The sequence below is a fragment of the Brasilonema bromeliae SPC951 genome (assembly GCF_012912135.1).
Lineage (GTDB): Bacteria > Cyanobacteriota > Cyanobacteriia > Cyanobacteriales > Nostocaceae > Brasilonema > Brasilonema bromeliae.
Genome location: NZ_QMEB01000028.1, coordinates 1 through 16,260 on the forward strand (window position 1 = coordinate 1; position 16,260 = coordinate 16,260).

Consider the following 16,260-nt stretch of genomic DNA (forward strand, 5'->3'; position numbering starts at 1 on the left):
GAGGGGAGTGAGGTCAGTCTTCCACTCAACGTAATACTCATGGTTTGCACCCACTGCACCAGCTACCGCCCGTCCTCTAGAAGCGGCTATCATTAACAGGTTGTAATGAAAGAGTTTTTCTGCGCCTTCTGGTTGAGTGCTATTACGTTGGTTGGAATATTGCAACAAGTCGTTAATTGCTGCAGTGATGGGATTATCTAAGTTGGGACTTTTGCACTCAACGACGACAAGCGGGATACCGTTGACGAACAGCACAACATCAGGAACGATAAAACCTTTATCTGCTGTTATCCAAAGCGGATCTACTCGATATTGATTGATTGCCAAAAAATCGTTATTTTCAGGATGCTCAAAATCAATATAGTGGACGATGTGCTGTTTACCGTCTTTTCCTAAAACAGTAGTACCAGAAAGCAGTAATTCTGTAGCAGCTTTATTTGCTTCCATGAGTCTTGATGCTGCTAAACGCTCAAGTTGACTCACCACTGCGTTGACTTGGATATCATCGAGCCAAGAATTACCATTGTCATCTAAGTTGATGCGTTTGATGAGCGTTTTCAAGCGTTGGATGAGCAGAACTTGCTTGAAGTTTTCGCGTTCGGTGATTTGGGAGTTGAATTTATCGCCTTCGATATGCTGCCAACCCATGCTAATAAGTTGGTCAATGGTAGGTTTTTCTACATGGATATATTCTGGCGTTGATTGTGGCATGGTGGCGATTTTTACATGCAGCGATATATCTATCATGCACCAGGCTCAACTGTTTCTTGAAGAGGAAGCAGCCAGATTGGTAGAAATTACTAATTCTTGCCAATATACATATATATAGCAATCTTATTTGAGTTGTAAAAATTATCGAACCGCCAAGACACCAAGGACGCCAAGAAAAAAGAGAAGAGAGAATTTCACAAATCATTCAGGATTGCTATAGATGATAAGAGAATTTAGAGATGAGCAAGTTGTTTGAGATTTTACAAAAAATTAAAGCTAAACCAGGCATGTATATCGGGCGTGCTTCTGTCAGTGACCTTTTTCATTTTTTAGTTGGTTTCAAAACTGCTTTAAGAGAACTAGGAGTTGAAGCAACTGAAGAGGAAATAAATTTTTATCGAGAATTTCAGCCTTGGGTGCAAAAAAAATATCACGTTTCAACCTCTAATTCTTGGGCAAAGATAATTATGCTTCATTGTACGAATGAGCAAGAGGGTTTTTCTGTTTTCTATAAGTTGTTAGATGAGTTTCAAAATCGAGAGAAAAATTTAGGCGATGATAGCTTTGGGGAAAGCAAAACAAAACAGGGTGCAAAAATGCAGCAATAAGTGGTGAAAGGTAGTTAGTGAAGATTAGCAGTTAACGCGTACTTTTCCAGTTAACAAGTCGTGCATCAGTCCTTGTTTTTGGAGTTTGAGCTTTTTAAGGTAGGCTTCTTCTTTCAGGATGCATAACTCTTTGACATCAAGCACTCGTAAAATTTCTCTTTGTTCTATTTCAGGTGGAACAGGTATTAAAAGTTTTAGGAGTGTACTTCCTCGAAGATTTTTCTGAACACCACCTTCTGCCTCACGAAGAACTCGCTCTCTACCAATATCCCAATTAAAATACCTTCTAACAAACTCTGCTAACAATCCATTTTTCAAACGAAATCTAATTAAGAATGCTCCAGGTAACACAGGAATATCAAAGCCAAGAAAAACAGATGTAATACCACAAGTACCACTGCGAGAAACTAAAAGGTCGCCGACTTCAAGAAAGTGTAAGCTATAGTTATCCAGGGAAAGTTTAGCTAGGGGCATAGTGGATAAATTAAGATTTCCTTCGTCATCCATGTCTGTTGTTCGCAGTGTGGCGATATTCCCTTTCTCATCATAGGCATTTGCTGAAAATCTCGGACCAAATGCACTAGATAGAGTGAAGTTTTGCAGTGGATGTACCTCCCATTCTTTCGGAATTCTCCCCAGCGCCGAATCTTTAAACTCTTCAGGATGCGCCTCTGGATCTCTCAACTGTCCATTCTCATCTAACCCGCGTGTGAGCAAGTCGTGCAGCAAGCCAGCTTTGATTTGTTTAAGTTTTGTAATGAGGGAGGAGGTGTGGGCGATCGCATCATCCACCGTGTCCAAAATTTCAGCAATTTTGCTTTGTTCTTGACGGCTGGGCTTGGGAACAACATTCGTTGTAATTCGATCTGGTGAAGTATGTCGTACCGTAGTACCCGTTGCATTGCTGATGATGTTTCGTCGCACCCGGTGGCTATTCATCACAAGCATTAGAAAGCGTTTATCCCATGTATCAGGTAACTTTGGAATAATTTTCCCAATCCGTTGGTTATGTAAGACTTTAAAAGGTAGTTCAAGCTGAACAACTCGCCCCAAAATCAGCGTTCTGGGTGAAAGGTCTGTCATAACGATGAGTAAATCACCATTATTTAATACAGTGTTATTGGGAATTGTACCTTGATAATACTTGGTGTTGTTCTCATCAAAGTAAAGACCACCCTCTCTGTGAAAATTACCTGGAACTAAAAGTACTTCTCCTGGAGGTCTGTCAGAAAAATATTTACCCTCAAAAGCATAGCCGTGAAGCAAATTAATCTCGTCTTTTAGAGTTACAGTTTCCCAATCCTTCGGAATCTTCCCCAGAGACGAATCCTTAAACTCCTCAACTTTCACCAAAACCTCACGCATACCCCAACCTCTGCAAAAACTACCTCAAATCTGAACACCCTGAGATAAAACACCCAAAATATTATTTATTTCCTTAATATAATAATTATTCAAATCAATAAACACATCAGAACCTTGTAACTTCAAAAACTTCCAAATATCCCCCGTTGTCACTGCACCATAAATAGTTTTAATATCATTTCCTTCTTCTTGGTTAAACAATTGTGCTGCCAACATCGCCGCCGCACATTGACCTAATCCGCCTTTAATATTTTCATTTTTAGCTTCTACAATAATCACCACAGGTGCATTAATTGTTAATTGCTCTTTAGAACGACTGATGATAAAATCACAATAACCATTCAATCCTTTCTCAGCATCAACATTAAAATCTGTTCCAGAAAATAAACTAATCTGATAATTAGCCTGACGTCTTACTTCTAATAAGATTGGCGTAATAATCATTTCGGAACGTGCTTTTTCGGTATTAATTGCTAAAGCCAGTTCTGCAGTCTCTTCTAAATTCGTTATTAGCTTATCACTGACTTGTACAGGTTCTACGTTGGCGAATAAATCAATTTCTTCATCAATACGAATGTTGAAACTCTTTTTAAACTTACTTAATGTAAAGTCGCTATAAGCCATTATTAACACCTCAACTTATATAGCAATCCTAAATCATGAGCCGCTGCGGGCACACTACGCGTTCGCATGATTGCGTGCGCTTTGCGCTTACGTAAAATTCTCTCTTCTCTGTTCTCTCTTTTCTTGGCGCTCTTGGCGTCTTGGCGGTACCCTGCGGGAAGCCGCTGCGCGTCTACGTTTAATAAATATAAAGGCACTTTACGCTATAATACAGAATTAGTATAAGATAGTTTAAGCATACCCCAACCCCTGTAAAAACTCATTCAACCGCTTCGCCGCCGCATCCCTTTCCGTCTCAATATCCTGCAACGTCACGCGATACTTATCCCACCAATTCTCTACCGCCGCAATCACCTGCTGACGGTGCGCGGTGACATATCTCTCCAATTCAACAATTAAGCCATCCTTAAAAATTCCTAACACCAAACCCTGACATTCTTCATTTATCAACACTGCACGCGCAACATCCAAACGCTTTACCAATTCCTTTTTTAGCGTCTTCAATTTTGCCTTAGCTTCCTTCAGTTGCTTGGTAATTTCCTTTAATGGTTCTAGTTGTGTTTCAATCTCAGCAATTTCTACTTCAGTCTGCTTAATCAATTTCTCAATCTCAGCAATTTTATCTGCATTCAATAAAGGCGACTTCTTTAAAATCTTGAGTTCCTTCTTCGGTTCCTTAATCAAATTTTTCAGATGCTTAAGCTTTGTGTCTAACTCCTTGACAAGATTAACCGCTTCTGCTTCTTCCTCACCTTCTTCCCCAGCTTCAGCCTCCGCTTCTTCTGGGCGTTCAAAGGTTTCTTTCTGCTGTTCTAATTCGGCAATACTCGCCTCAACTGTGGCAATTTCCGCCAAATAATCCGGCATCAACCGCACGACTAATTTATGATTTAAAGGGTCAAATAAAGGCTTACTTTTCTTCTCTTCATCATCTTGTTCCAAAGCATCTTTAATCGTATCCACCCAACTATCAACTAAACCGCTAAAATCTGACTCAGATAAAGTTCGCAATTCATACTTCACCTCATCCCACCAACTCGCAACGACTCCCGCCACCTTAAAACGATCAAGTAAACCCACAGGTGCCAGACTATCAACAAAAGAACTCAAAAACTCAGCGCGGAGTTCCATCACTTTTTTTGTTTTCGGCAACTCACCCAAAGAAGGTGAGTGCATCTGCCACCAAGCAGCAAACACACTCATTAACTTGCCTTCTTGCTGCTGAATGCCTGCATCTGATTCTATAAAAGTTTTTATCTGTCCTCTTTCGGTAATTGTGGGAATAAAATCTAAATAATCCACTAATTGCGCTCCACTAAAATCTTACTTGAATCAAACCCATGTGCTGCCAATAATTTGCGCTTCGCCTCTACCTCAGCTTTGGGAATTCCTCCTAATAAATGCGCTTTGACATCATGAGGTTCTGGTGGTGGGGCATTATCAGCATAGCGGCGGATATTGCAGTTGTAATCATTTGCTGCTAATTCTTCCTCATCCACGACTGCGGAATAACCAGGCAAAGACACAAAATTTTCAGACACCCAAGTCATCTTTTCAATATGCTCCGGTCGCAAATAATTCTGAGCACGACCAGTATAATACTCACCATCAGCATTAATAAACAAAACCTTTCCCTGACGTTCAGCAGGTTTTGCGTTTTTGGGACGCATCACCAAAATACAAGCAGGGATACCCGTTCCATAAAACAAATTGGGCGGTAAACCAATCACTGCTTCTAAATTGTCATTTTTAATAAAACTTTCTCTAATTTTCTTTTCTTCGCCACCACGAAACAGCACTCCATGCGGCATAACTGTCGCCATGACTCCATTATTTTTGAGAACAGATAACATATGCTGGGCAAACATCAAATCAGCTTTTTTACCTGTTTCCGGACAAAATCCATATGTAAACCGTTGAGAAAATTTTATATCTTTACGGCTATAGTTTTGAGAGAAAGGCGGATTGCTAATTATCCGGTCAAAACGCATCAGTTCGCCGTCGTTGATATGTAAGGGATTAAGTAAAGTATCTTCATTTTGAATATCTGCATCCCTAATGCCGTGCAGCAGCATATTAATCTTACAAATTGCCCACACGCCGCCGTTATTATCCTGACCACACAGATGTAAATTATTGGCATTATCACCACATTCTTCCACATATTGCTTCGCCTGAATAAGCATTCCCCCAGAACCACAACAAGGATCATAAACAGACATTCCCGCTTGTGGTTTCAACAGGCGCACCATCAACTGCACAACTTCACGCGGCGTATAAAATTCGCCTCCTTTTTTCCCAGCAGAATCAGCGAATTCCTTAATCAAATATTCATAAGCTGCACCCAACAAATCAGGAAAGACAAAATCTTCACTTCGCAGACGATACTTATTAAAGTGTTGAATCAGTTCACGCAATTTAGCATCAGGAATACGGCTTTTTCCCACCTGACGGTTAAAATCAATATGACCAAGTACACCCGCCAGCGCTTGATTGTTTTCCTCCAGTGCTGCTAAAGCTTTATTGAGTCCATCAGCGACATTTTTATGTAGTTCATCACGGATATAAATCCACCGTGCCTTCTCTGACACAAAAAAAGTTTCTCTGTAACTCATGGGGTTTTCTGCTCTCATTTTCGCTTCTTCAAAAGAGCGTCCCCTTTGCAAATTCTGCTGTAAAATCTGTTCATACTGCTGTTCAAATACATCCGAAGCACGCTTGAGGAAAAGCATCCCAAAGATGTACTCTTTAACAGAAGAACTCAGGAGTCAGGAGCCAGAAGTCAGAATGAATTCTGTGCGACTGGCGGATGAGTATGGGGTCTAAATTCCCACTGTCTACACGGTGTCTACAATCGGTTGGGGTCTAAATCCCCATCTGATTGATTCTGACTTCTGAATTCTGACTTCTGAATTCTTTTTTTAAACTCAGAAGCATCCATCTTGCCCCGCAAAATGTCAGCAGCAGAAAATAAATGGCGTTCTAATTGTGGTAGGGTGAGTTTACCCATAATTGATGCTTTTTGCTCTTATTCAATGTTTTGTCAGTATATCTCTAGCCGCGTTCTCCATGCGTGCTGTAACGGTACACCACAGAACATTGCCCTAAATAGCCACTCTTGCTTACCAAAGCTTGGCAAACAATACAATTGCTTCTGAAGGAGTTGGTTTTCTCGAAAGCCCGTGACGAGGATTGAACTCGTGACCTCACCCTTACCAAGGGTGTGCTCTACCACTGAGCCACACGGGCAAATGAATCTTAAAATTGTGAGTGCTAAATGCTGAGTAAATATTTCGTTTTCTGATTTACTCAACGCTCAGCACTCACAACTGAGATTTGAGATGGGCCGAGCTAGATTCGAACTAGCGTAGGCGTTAGCCAGCGGATTTACAGTCCGCCTCCTTTAGCCACTCGGACATCGACCCATGTTGTCCACGACTTCTAATATTATCACAATAGTTTGAAATTGCAAGGTCTTTTTGAAAAAAAATCATAGGGCACAGGTGACAGGTCATTACGCCATCCCATACCCCACAACCTGTACGCTAGCTTACGAGTTCACCTGTTTGTTGCAGTGAGTGCAAGCGGCGGTAAATTCCTTTGTGGCGCAAGAGTTCATCGTGGCTACCGATTTCTACAATCTTGCCCTTATCCAGAACCACAATTTTATCTGCTTCCCGTACTGTACTCAGACGGTGGGCAATGATGATTGTAGTACGGGTTCCCAGAATTGAGCGCATTGCTAGCTGAATAGAACGCTCTGACTCGTAGTCTAAGCTGGAAGTCGCTTCGTCAAAAATCAGCACGTCTGGTTCCACAACCAATGCCCTAGCAATTCCTAAGCGTTGTCTTTGTCCACCAGACAACCTTACGCCCCTCTCACCGACTACTGTGTAATAGCCTTGAGGTAGCTGCTGTATGACTTCATCTAGTCTGGAGATTCTACAGGCTTCTTGAACCTGCTCAAAAGTGGCATCAGGCTTCCCGTATTTAAGGTTATCTAGCAAGGTTCCGTTGAAAACATCAACTTCTTGGTGAACTATAGCTAATCTTCGTCTATAGTTTCCAACATCCAGACTGCGAATATCTTGACCGTCAATTAGAATTTGACCTTGTTGAGGTTCAAAGTACTGCAAAAGCAGCTTGACTAAAGTAGACTTACCAGAACCAGAACGACCCACTAATGCTACTGTTTGATATGGCTCTATCAAGAGATTGATATCTTCCAAAACTGGACGTTCGGATTGATATCCAAAACTGACGTGTGAAAACTCGACTTTCCCTGTAAATTGGTAAGGATTATTTGCAATGTTTCGCTCTTCTAAAAGTCCAACTCCATCGACTCTGATTGGGACTTTGAGGAACTCGTGAAACCGCACCATTGAAGGATAGCGACGGGCAAAAACCTCCGCTAGGACGCTGATAGGTTCCAACTCGGCATAAGCCATACTGGAAAGAGTTAAAGTCATGACAAAGTGACCTAAGGAAATTTGACCTTTTACTGTCTCCAGCAACGTCAAACCTAGCACTGTAAAAACACAAAACTGAATCATAGTTTTTTGCCAGGTATTGAGCTTGACATAACCTTTGTGGATACGAGTTTCAGTCACCCTCAGTTCACGAATCAAGCGTCGTTTTTGCCGTTGTAGTTCTTTTGCTTCAGCAGCAAATGCTTTAACTGTTTTGATATTGGAGATGATTTCGGAAGTCCGACTTTCGGTATCTTCCATGTATTTATCCAGGCGGTTTTCGCGCCAAATCAATTGCTGCAATTTTCTTAAGGTAAAGCTTAGGATAATGACAAAGGAAATGAGATAGAGAACCGCAACTCGCCAGTCAACAAACCAGATGAACACAAAAATTCCCAATACGCGGAACAGTTTGGGAATCAACTGTCCAGAAATCTCAGGATAGCTCCAGGTGTGGTTGGTGACACCTCTTGCGACTCGTCCGGCAATGCGTCCGGGGTTGTTTTCATCATAAAATTCCAGTGGTAGAGTGAGAATTTTCTCAATCGCTTTTTGGTTTTGGTCGCGACGTGCTTTTAAAGTTATATCCCAGTGAAACCAAGTCGTTAGCCAAGGCTGAGTTGGTGCTTTCAACACGGTGACAATAAAAATGAAACTCAGCAATACACCCAACTCCAGAGGTTTATTGACTGGGTTATTGGTTAGGTTTGAGATTGTGGCGATCGCTCCTTGAAGTGGTTTGTCTAATGGTTGATTAGACAAAACGTTTAAAATTTGCCCAATCCCATAAGGGACAACCAAATCAATAATCTCGTAAACGCTGCTTGCTGCGATACTGAAAATACTTAGCGACCAGTAGGGACGGAAATAGTTCAGAATATCTCGAAAATTTGCCATGATGCACACTGCCCTTGGAGCGCTAGCCTATAACTCCTGGAAAATAATACTACATTTATACTACACAGCAGTCAATAGTTAAGAATGGTAAATCATCCTTTAGAAGGAGTTGAGTTGCAAGGAGTTATACCATTTCACGATCTGGCCTGATACAAATGATTCATCTCTAATTCTTTCCTCCTGCTCCCTGTTTCCTGTTCCCTGTTCCCTATTCCCTGTTCCCTATTCCCTGTTCCCTATTCCCTGTTCCCTATTCCCTATTCCCTGTTCCCTGTTCCCTGTTCCCTGTTCCCTATTCCCTATTCCCTATTCCCTCTATTTCTTCATCGGTGACTATTGGGCAAAAAATTCCAAGCGATAGCGATAGAGTGCAATTGGTCGAGAAAGAGCGGCAAAGTAATTTGGATCTTGAGGCGACAAATAAACAGCTGTGATTTGATCTGCCTCTATGGCAGGATTTGATTGATCAAGTTTTCGATATGCAGTGGTAGATTCTACAGTGTTGAAATAAGGACGCCCACCGCCTTTAAAGAGTTGTTGAAACACTTCTGTTGTCAGAAATTTGCCATCTGGTGTTGTTTCTGTCGCACGTGCTGTAACAATAGAAACAAGTTGACGCTCACCACGTAAAAATGTAATCTGACGATTGGGAGAATTTGGATCGACTTTGACTGATAACACCGTGTCGCCTAAATACGACCGTGCTAAATTCAAACCATTAAAAGCTCTATCCGCCACGACTGCTGATTTGCTACTTGTTCGAGGGATGATTTTCAATCCAGAATGAGGCGTTGTTTCCCGAACAAATCGCACGTCAAAACTGACAGGTTGATTGAGATATTGACGATTACCCTCAAATCCTGGTGTGACGATATCAGGAGCTAAGGGTGCAACCAAATCTATCAGCGTACTTTTCACCTGCCAAGAACCCATCATCCAGTTAGGATAAACCAAATCTCCTACTGCAGGTCGCACGGAAGTTAATTTTTCCCATTCAGGAAAATGTGCCAAACGTTCAGATAACTCTCCTGCTTGAGCCTCAGCATGAAATAGCAGGAATACAAAAATCAAACAAAAACTCCAAAATCTATTCATAGCATACATTTTCACAATATTTTGCAGATATAGAAATTTTCAATTGAGTCATAACTCATTCAATCAAAAATTGTCTTGCTATTCTTTCATTAAATTTAACTTAGATATCGAGCAATTAAATATTTAGCCCAATTTTTTTGTTATTATAAAATTTATATAACAATTCTATTTGACTTGTCAGACTGTTCATTATGGTCGTCATTTGTCAGTAGTCATTTTTGACTGCAATCGACTCTTGAAACTCCATCCTTTTACAGGTAGAACTATCCTAAGTTCTTTCATCAAAGCAAGTATAAAACATAGTTGCTAAAAAAGATATCAGGGCGCGAGTTTGTATGAGTTGACTCTTTTATAGTTCTTGCACGGATGAGTATATCTAGTTCTTTTACAGATTTTTCCTTGGCTGAATTGTTTCAACTGATTGATCAAGGGCGAAAATCTGGTTGTTTAACGGTTTGTACTTTACCAGACCTTCATACCCCGGGTTCTAAATCCCATTACTACTACATTTGGTTTCGGCTAGGCTGTGTTGTTGCTGCAGCTAATCGCTTAAACGGTCAGAGTTTAACTCACAATATGACACAACGGGGCTGGGTAAACCAGCAAACCATTGAACAAGTTTGGACCCAAACACCAGCAGCACTACCGCTTGGATTATTATTAAAAACTCAAGGAGTATTAAGTACTGAACAGCTAAATTTATTATTCGCCAGCCAATTACACCAGGTTCGAGAGCTTTTTGAAATCCAAAAGGGAGTTTTTAAACTAGATACTAAGGCTGATTTGCCTTTGCAGGAGATGACAGGACTCAGCTTGAGAACACTAGAAGTGGCTCTGATGGCTGTCAGAGGGTTAAAAAACTGGAACATGCTCGCTGAGGTACTCCCGGATGTGAGTTCTGGAATTAGGAGTAAAACTAATGACAAACCCCAGATCCACTTGAATACATTAGAGTGGCAAGTGTGGGAATTGGCTGATGGTAGTGTTTCTTTAAGTGCGATCACATATAAACTCAACCAATCAATAACCATAGTTCAGCAAGCTGCTTTCCGGCTAATGCTTGTGGGTTTGGTAGAAGAAGTTTCGTTGGCAGAGTCTACGCTGAGTCTGGAAAATTATCCCATGAATTCTAACTCAGACAATTCCTTTACTTCTGGATTCAAAAAATCCAAACCCTTACAAACGCGTAATGTAAGTGCCTCGTTTTTACAAAATCTGGTTGGTTTTTTAAAAAGCTAAATTTCACAAGCTGCTTTGACACTTGTTTGAAGAGCGATAGCTAGCCCCTAAGGGGGCGCTGCGCAAACGCTGCTGCGATCCTTTGCAGATCGCTCTACGCCATTTTGGATTCAATGGCTGAAAACTTTATTTTGCTTGAAAGCTATCCCTAATTGGCAGGAACAGCTTAGAGATTTTGTAGATGAGTTAATATCTCATCAAAATGATAAGCAATGATGAGAGGTGATGAGGAATTAAGCGACAGCTTCTAGCCCCATTCATCATCAGCTAACTTGCTGAATTTACACTTTCTGCCGCTTCCAACTGTAAATTCTGCCCTAATTTTGGTTCAGTACCTGCAAGTATACGCCCAATATTGCTACTGTGTCGCCAAATGACATACAAACCAGCAACAGCACCAAAGAGGATGTAAGCTAAAGGTTGATGCAGAAGTATCATAAAAACAGAAACGCCAACAGCTCCAGCAATCGAACTCAAAGAGACGATCCGCGATATCGCCACGACAATAGCAAATACGCCAAACGTCGCTAAACCAACCTGCCAATTCATCGCCAGTAAAATACCTAAACCAGTAGCAACAGATTTACCACCAGCAAAACCCAGAAAAATCGATTTACTATGTCCAAGAATGGCAGCCAAGCCAGATAAAATCACCATCCAAGGTTCCCACAATTGCGGATTAACTTCTGGAGGAATAAGATTTTGACTGGGGGCAAAGTTGAACAACCAGTAAACTAGGGCGATCGCCAACACTCCCTTCAAGCAATCTATCACTAAAACAAAAGCCCCTGGTCCTTTTCCCAGAGTTCTCAGCACATTAGTCGCCCCGGTTGAACCGGAACCAACTTCCCTCAGATCAATACCTTTCAATCGCTTAGCTACTGTGTATCCAGTGGGTGTAGAACCCACTAAATAAGCTAACACCAAAACTGCTCCGCACAAACTTAACCAAATAGCCATAAACAATTCAAAATTCGCTCATTCAAAATTCGCTCATTCAAAAAAGTCAAGAGTCATTCTTCTTGACTTTTGACTAAGTTAATAGTCATCATCATAATTTCTCATCATTTTGGGGTCAGGAGCAAAGGCTAACCACAAAGGAAACTGCAAGAGTGCCAAACTAATTTGCTCTTCAGAATCATCAATCAAAATCAAAGGTAATTGATCGGCTTTTACGAGTCGGTCTGCTTTTTGTGCTAACGCTTCTGCAGTCTCAAATAATACCATGCCTCTGTCTGGTCCAAAATCTGGACGACCTATTCCTAAGCAGTCCTGTAAACCTCGTCGCCATTCACCCAAACGTTCTGGTGTATTTGCTAATACTAGAGTGCGGAGGCGATCGCCATACAATTGGTGTAATATCGAAATGACTGCTGAGGCAATAAGAATATTCTGCAACCGACTGCCCGTCGTCCGCAAAGCACCTCGTCCTCCTTGGCTAAAAAACCAATTAGAAACTCGTTCTGCATGCACTGGTTCAAAGGTGCGGCGCAGTTGCCAAGGTGGACCATAATAATCTGGTTTCGTGCGATACTGGTCAATCAAACGGCGGACTTGTTTTGTTGTATCTTGAAACTGCTGTTGAGCAAATTGTGGTGTTGCGCTTTGCGCTTGGGCTTCCTTAACCTCTTTAACCTCTGGCTTTTCTGGTTCTGGTTTCGGTTTTGGCACGAGTTGCAACTGTTCTGCTGCTGCTGCCAAATCTTGTAAACTCCCTGTGAGATAGTCTTTAAAACCTTGTACCCGAATCGCTAAGTCTTGAGAAGTACCTGCAAAAGTGGTTCGCATCTCATTGCGAATGCGTTCTTGACGGCGTTCCAACTGTTCTACAGTAATTTGCAGCGCTGCTTTACGTTGTTCTAGCCCAGAAAGCGCCTCTTGCACCAATTGTGTCATCGTCATTTGAGTTTCGCCCAACTGGCTGTAAAGAGTTTTGTAAGAGGCTTGCAAATTTGCTATTTCTTCTTTCAGCGCTTCTTTTTGGCTTTGCAACAGTGTAACTTGTTGTGCGAGTTCCTCTTGTTGACGATAATTTTGTGATTTTGATTCTACATCTGATCCCAGCGCGGTAATTTCGTCTTCTAAAAGCGTCACAACCTCGACAGTTGACTCTGGTGTTAACTCATCTATAAGATTTAGTTCTTCTGCGTCTGAATCAGACACAGCAGAACTCGACTGCTCATTTTGTGTGTCAACTTTGGAGTTTTGCGCTGCTATTTCCACCACTGACTCAACTTTAGAGTTTTCTGGTTGTTTTACTTTGAGTTGTTCTTTGTGGTTCAACGACTCATCAGTTGGTTGTGGTGTTTGAAATTCCTCTGGGTTCATAAACAACAGTGTCATTCCTATGACGCGAATAAATAGCTTTCAGCAATATATAATTTACTTGCTATCAAAGTCTTAAGTCCAAAATAGTCCTAAGCAATGAGTCCTCAGTTTTGAGTCATTTGCACTCAGCACTTGGAACTAAATGCGCGGACAGCGTTGTTCTAAGCAAGTTTTGAGAGTCTTAGGATCAAATAAAATCGGCAGAAAGTGAATACTTTTAATTTCTTTAAAGTAAAACAGAATAGGAACCGGATTCCAGAATATGCGCCAGTTTTGCCATTCCCGGTAGGGAAAGCGTCGAATTAATTTTTCACCTCTGTAAATATCCAAATCGGTAGGAGTAAATAACAAACGCAGTGTGACAGCTTGAAACATGAGAAACAAGCCAAAAAGACCCATCAAGCCTCCCACACTCGGTTGCACAATCAGCATTGGGACTGCTGCAACCACCAACACCAAGGGTATAGTGTAACTAGGCTTGAGCTCGACAGTGGTAGATGCCGGGTTAGACGTATATGAAGTCGTCACAGTCAAAACTCCTGCTTGGTGTGAGTAAACATTATTTCTATTCTAGGAGCTAGTGTATAGACTAAGGACTAAGAACTGTCACTTCAATTCAGTCATCAGTCATCAGTGAACAAAAAACTGATACAGGGAACAGGGAACGCTTAACAGGGAACAGGGAACTGTTAATCGTCTATAACCCTTGCAATGATGAACTTCCAGTCCCTTGGAACATAACCCAAGAAAGAAAGAAATTGCTTATAAATATAATCAATAAGGCCGTGACAACAGCAGTTGTGGTAGATTGTCCGACTCCTTTTGCTCCTCCCGTTGTCGTTAAACCCCAACTGCACCCAATAATGGCTATTAAAATTCCAAAGCAACACGCCTTAATCATGGCGCTCGCAATGTCCCAAATGCCAAGAAAGTTGCGGGCTGAGTCTAGAAAGACATTCTCCGACAGATTATATATGTTTATTGCAATAATTAATCCCCCGAACATACCTGTTACCAGAGATAAGAGCGTTAAAATTGGTAACATTAAGCAGCACGCGAGTACGCGAGGGATAACCAGGTAATCAATTGGATCGGTTTTTAACATCAAAAGGGCATCAATTTGTTCAGTAACTCGCATTGTGCCGATTTCTGCTGCAAATGCCGAACCAACTCGTCCTGCTAAAATGACAGCTGTCAAAACAGGCGAGAGTTCGCGTGTTAGCGCTACCGCCAGCACTCCGCCAACGGTGCTTCCCGCGCCAAAGTTAATAAACTCCCGCGCCACCTGAATTGTAAATACTGCGCCAACAAAAACAGCCGTTACTAGGGCAATAAACAGCGAATCTGGACCAACTGCTGCCATTTGCTCTAAAGTATTGCGCCGATGGATTCTCCCCCTTAGCAGGTGAACTAAGACTTGTCCACCCAAGAAAACTGCTGCCAGCAATCGCTGGCTCCATGCTCCTAAACTAGATTTGGATGTCGTTTCACTCAATGTTGACAAGCTAACTCTCTAACTGCCGTCATCATAGCGAATTCCAAAGCTAGTTATTAGTCATTAGTCATTAGTCATTGGTCATTGGTCATTAGTGAGCCAGCGCGGTCTTGGGGAGCCAGTGCGTTGCGGAGAGAAGTTTGAGCGGAGGTTTCCTCCGATCAAAGCTTCGGAGGGTTCCCCCGACGGTGCCATCTGGCGTGGTTTCCCCCATGAGCGACTGGCAAACCCGTAAGGGTCATTGGTCATTAGTCAAAAATTATTCTCCCCTGCTCGGGTGCTCCCTCACTCCCCGAATCCCCCAATCCTCTACTTTCGGGTGAAAGATTAACTTAGTTTAAAGCGAATCTCAGAAATTTAAGCTGAAGCCACGCAGCGCTGTCACTGGAACAAAAGCTGCAACGACATGCTTAGAGGTTGATTTTTCCAGGTTTGGGTTGTGTCAAACTCTGTTTGCATTTAGCAACATATCCTAAGGAGATTGTGTATATACTTTAATAAAAACTTAAGATTTTTGAACTATCGTCTGAGGCAGGGCGATCGCGCTTATTGTAGAAGGTGAGAACTGACCAGACAAAACTTGTCAGCCTTGTAAAGTTATGGAGTTTTTCCAAATGACTGTGATGATGAACTTTCTGCGATCACTGCTGCTATCGATTATTTTTAGCTTCGTCGCTCCCATGTTTTTGTTTGGTGGCGTATTATTCGCCTTATCCGTCGCTGGCTATATTCCTGGCTTACAAGAAGTTACAGAAGTTGTTTCTAGTCTGATTACGGAGTTTCTCTCCGTATTTGGCAGTGGCACTCCTGTTGGAGGGTTATTCGTTATCTGTTCAACTTGCAGCTTTGTGGGAGCGCTATTTGACACTTATGCTTATTATCGGTACCAAATATTACGTTAAATAAATTCTGTTCTACTCAGAGCGATATTTATATTTTGTTCTCTATGTTGATGGATTAAAAATTAGACTTCTCAATCATTAAAGGGCTGGTAGTGCTACCTTGCTCACAATTGGCATCAATCATCCACGCTTTGTATTGAATGCCGCAACACTGAGGCGTGTACATAGTATTTTAAGTACAGCATTTCATGACTATGTGTTCAAAATGCTGGAATTTTATCTTGGGTGGCACTATGGTTCAGTCAGCGTACAAAAACTCTAGCGATTTACCCTATTGACAGTGGACTCTACTATGTGACATCGCTTGAATATGTAGGCTTATCCTTCACATTCAAGGAAAAAATACTTATGCTATTTTTTTTGCTTGAAGTATTTTTGACATTTTTTTCTTTATGTAAGCATCATAGCAGGTCACGAACTACAGAAGTTATTAAATTTTTATTAAAATTTTAATACGCGCAACAGTTGCTGGTTTTTCTTAACATAGGGAAAGCAAGTGGTTTGCGCGCTTAACGCTTTATGATTAA

General features: G+C 41.6%; 15 protein-coding genes and 2 tRNA genes. 3 read left to right on the plus strand and 14 right to left on the minus strand.

Going from position 1 to position 16,260, the window contains the following annotated elements:
- The coding region (locus DP116_RS05745; RefSeq protein WP_169154263.1) for a type I restriction endonuclease at positions 1-711 on the minus strand (711 nt) is incomplete at its 3' end.
- A 239-nt stretch (positions 712-950) separates the two neighbouring features.
- On the opposite strand from DP116_RS05745, the gene DP116_RS05750 reads away from it, so the two are divergent.
- Positions 951-1,319: a hypothetical protein gene (locus DP116_RS05750; RefSeq protein ID WP_169154264.1), complete on the plus strand. Its 369-nt coding sequence runs from the start codon at positions 951-953 to the stop codon at positions 1,317-1,319.
- A gap of 24 nt (positions 1,320-1,343) precedes the next feature.
- On the opposite strand, the gene DP116_RS05755 is transcribed toward DP116_RS05750, so the two are convergent.
- The 9 genes from DP116_RS05755 to DP116_RS05795 all read right to left on the minus strand — a co-directional run bounded on the left by DP116_RS05755 (position 1,344) and on the right by DP116_RS05795 (position 9,769).
- A complete protein-coding gene (locus tag DP116_RS05755; RefSeq protein WP_169154265.1) occupies positions 1,344-2,684 on the minus strand; it encodes a restriction endonuclease subunit S in 1,341 nt (446 codons plus the stop codon).
- Between the two features lie 24 nt (positions 2,685-2,708).
- Positions 2,709-3,308, minus strand: coding sequence for a hypothetical protein (locus DP116_RS05760; protein WP_169154266.1), 600 nt, complete (start codon positions 3,306-3,308; stop codon positions 2,709-2,711).
- 231 nt (positions 3,309-3,539) lie between these two features.
- Positions 3,540-4,610, minus strand: coding sequence for a hypothetical protein (locus DP116_RS05765; protein ID WP_169154267.1), 1,071 nt, complete (start codon positions 4,608-4,610; stop codon positions 3,540-3,542).
- Positions 4,610-6,073 (minus strand): type I restriction-modification system subunit M, encoded by a 1,464-nt coding sequence (locus DP116_RS05770; protein WP_281357365.1) that lies wholly within the window; start codon positions 6,071-6,073, stop codon positions 4,610-4,612. Before DP116_RS05770 ends, DP116_RS05765 begins: the two co-directional genes overlap by 1 nt.
- Before the next feature lie 83 nt (positions 6,074-6,156).
- Entirely contained in the window at positions 6,157-6,318 is a 162-nt protein-coding gene (locus DP116_RS05775) for a hypothetical protein (protein ID WP_169154269.1), read from the minus strand.
- A gap of 167 nt (positions 6,319-6,485) precedes the next feature.
- A tRNA-Thr gene (locus DP116_RS05780) sits at positions 6,486-6,557 on the minus strand.
- A gap of 93 nt (positions 6,558-6,650) precedes the next feature.
- Positions 6,651-6,733 (minus strand) — tRNA-Tyr (locus tag DP116_RS05785).
- A gap of 120 nt (positions 6,734-6,853) precedes the next feature.
- Positions 6,854-8,674 carry an ABC transporter ATP-binding protein gene (locus tag DP116_RS05790; protein WP_169154270.1) on the minus strand — a complete coding sequence of 607 codons (1,821 nt, stop codon included), beginning with the start codon at positions 8,672-8,674 and terminating at the stop codon, positions 6,854-6,856.
- Positions 8,675-9,007: 333 nt separating this feature from the next.
- On the minus strand, positions 9,008-9,769 hold the full coding sequence (locus tag DP116_RS05795) for a DUF6816 family protein (protein ID WP_169154271.1): 762 nt from the start codon (positions 9,767-9,769) through the stop codon (positions 9,008-9,010).
- A gap of 366 nt (positions 9,770-10,135) precedes the next feature.
- Here DP116_RS05795 and DP116_RS05800 point away from each other — a divergent pair, with 366 nt between their 5' ends.
- Positions 10,136-11,008, plus strand: a complete 873-nt coding sequence (locus tag DP116_RS05800) for a DUF4388 domain-containing protein (RefSeq protein ID WP_169154272.1) — start codon at positions 10,136-10,138, stop codon at positions 11,006-11,008.
- A 267-nt stretch (positions 11,009-11,275) separates the two neighbouring features.
- Here DP116_RS05800 and plsY read toward each other — a convergent pair whose 3' ends face one another.
- The 4 genes from plsY to DP116_RS05820 form a co-directional block, all read right to left on the minus strand.
- A complete protein-coding gene (gene plsY / locus DP116_RS05805; protein WP_169154273.1) occupies positions 11,276-11,968 on the minus strand; it encodes a glycerol-3-phosphate 1-O-acyltransferase PlsY in 693 nt (230 codons plus the stop codon).
- A gap of 78 nt (positions 11,969-12,046) precedes the next feature.
- Positions 12,047-13,336, minus strand: a complete 1,290-nt coding sequence (locus tag DP116_RS05810; RefSeq protein WP_169154291.1) for a DUF3086 domain-containing protein — start codon at positions 13,334-13,336, stop codon at positions 12,047-12,049.
- 138 nt (positions 13,337-13,474) lie between these two features.
- Complete coding sequence (locus DP116_RS05815; RefSeq protein ID WP_169154274.1) at positions 13,475-13,864, minus strand: DUF3119 family protein; 390 nt, start codon at positions 13,862-13,864, stop codon at positions 13,475-13,477.
- A 169-nt stretch (positions 13,865-14,033) separates the two neighbouring features.
- Entirely contained in the window at positions 14,034-14,831 is a 798-nt protein-coding gene (locus tag DP116_RS05820) for an MlaE family lipid ABC transporter permease subunit (protein ID WP_169154275.1), read from the minus strand.
- A 614-nt stretch (positions 14,832-15,445) separates the two neighbouring features.
- Between DP116_RS05820 and DP116_RS05825 the strand changes: the two genes are divergently transcribed.
- Complete coding sequence (locus DP116_RS05825) at positions 15,446-15,733, plus strand: hypothetical protein (protein WP_169154292.1); 288 nt, start codon at positions 15,446-15,448, stop codon at positions 15,731-15,733.
- Positions 15,734-16,260 lie beyond the last annotated feature (527 nt).

Excerpts from the sequence above, each read along its gene's own strand:
- DP116_RS05760 (WP_169154266.1), bottom strand. The coding sequence starts at position 3,308 with ATGGCTTATAGCGACTTTACATTAAGTAAGTTTAAAAAGAGTTTCAAC.
- DP116_RS05825 (WP_169154292.1), top strand. The coding sequence starts at position 15,446 with ATGACTGTGATGATGAACTTTCTGCGATCACTGCTGCTATCGATTATT.
- DP116_RS05755 (WP_169154265.1), bottom strand. The coding sequence starts at position 2,684 with ATGCGTGAGGTTTTGGTGAAAGTTGAGGAGTTTAAGGATTCGTCTCTG.
- DP116_RS05795 (WP_169154271.1), bottom strand. The coding sequence starts at position 9,769 with ATGAATAGATTTTGGAGTTTTTGTTTGATTTTTGTATTCCTGCTATTT.
- DP116_RS05750 (WP_169154264.1), top strand. The coding sequence starts at position 951 with ATGAGCAAGTTGTTTGAGATTTTACAAAAAATTAAAGCTAAACCAGGC.
- DP116_RS05790 (WP_169154270.1), bottom strand. The coding sequence starts at position 8,674 with ATGGCAAATTTTCGAGATATTCTGAACTATTTCCGTCCCTACTGGTCG.
- DP116_RS05810 (WP_169154291.1), bottom strand. The coding sequence starts at position 13,336 with ATGAACCCAGAGGAATTTCAAACACCACAACCAACTGATGAGTCGTTG.
- plsY (WP_169154273.1), bottom strand. The coding sequence starts at position 11,968 with ATGGCTATTTGGTTAAGTTTGTGCGGAGCAGTTTTGGTGTTAGCTTAT.
- DP116_RS05775 (WP_169154269.1), bottom strand. The coding sequence starts at position 6,318 with ATGGGTAAACTCACCCTACCACAATTAGAACGCCATTTATTTTCTGCT.
- DP116_RS05800 (WP_169154272.1), top strand. The coding sequence starts at position 10,136 with ATGAGTATATCTAGTTCTTTTACAGATTTTTCCTTGGCTGAATTGTTT.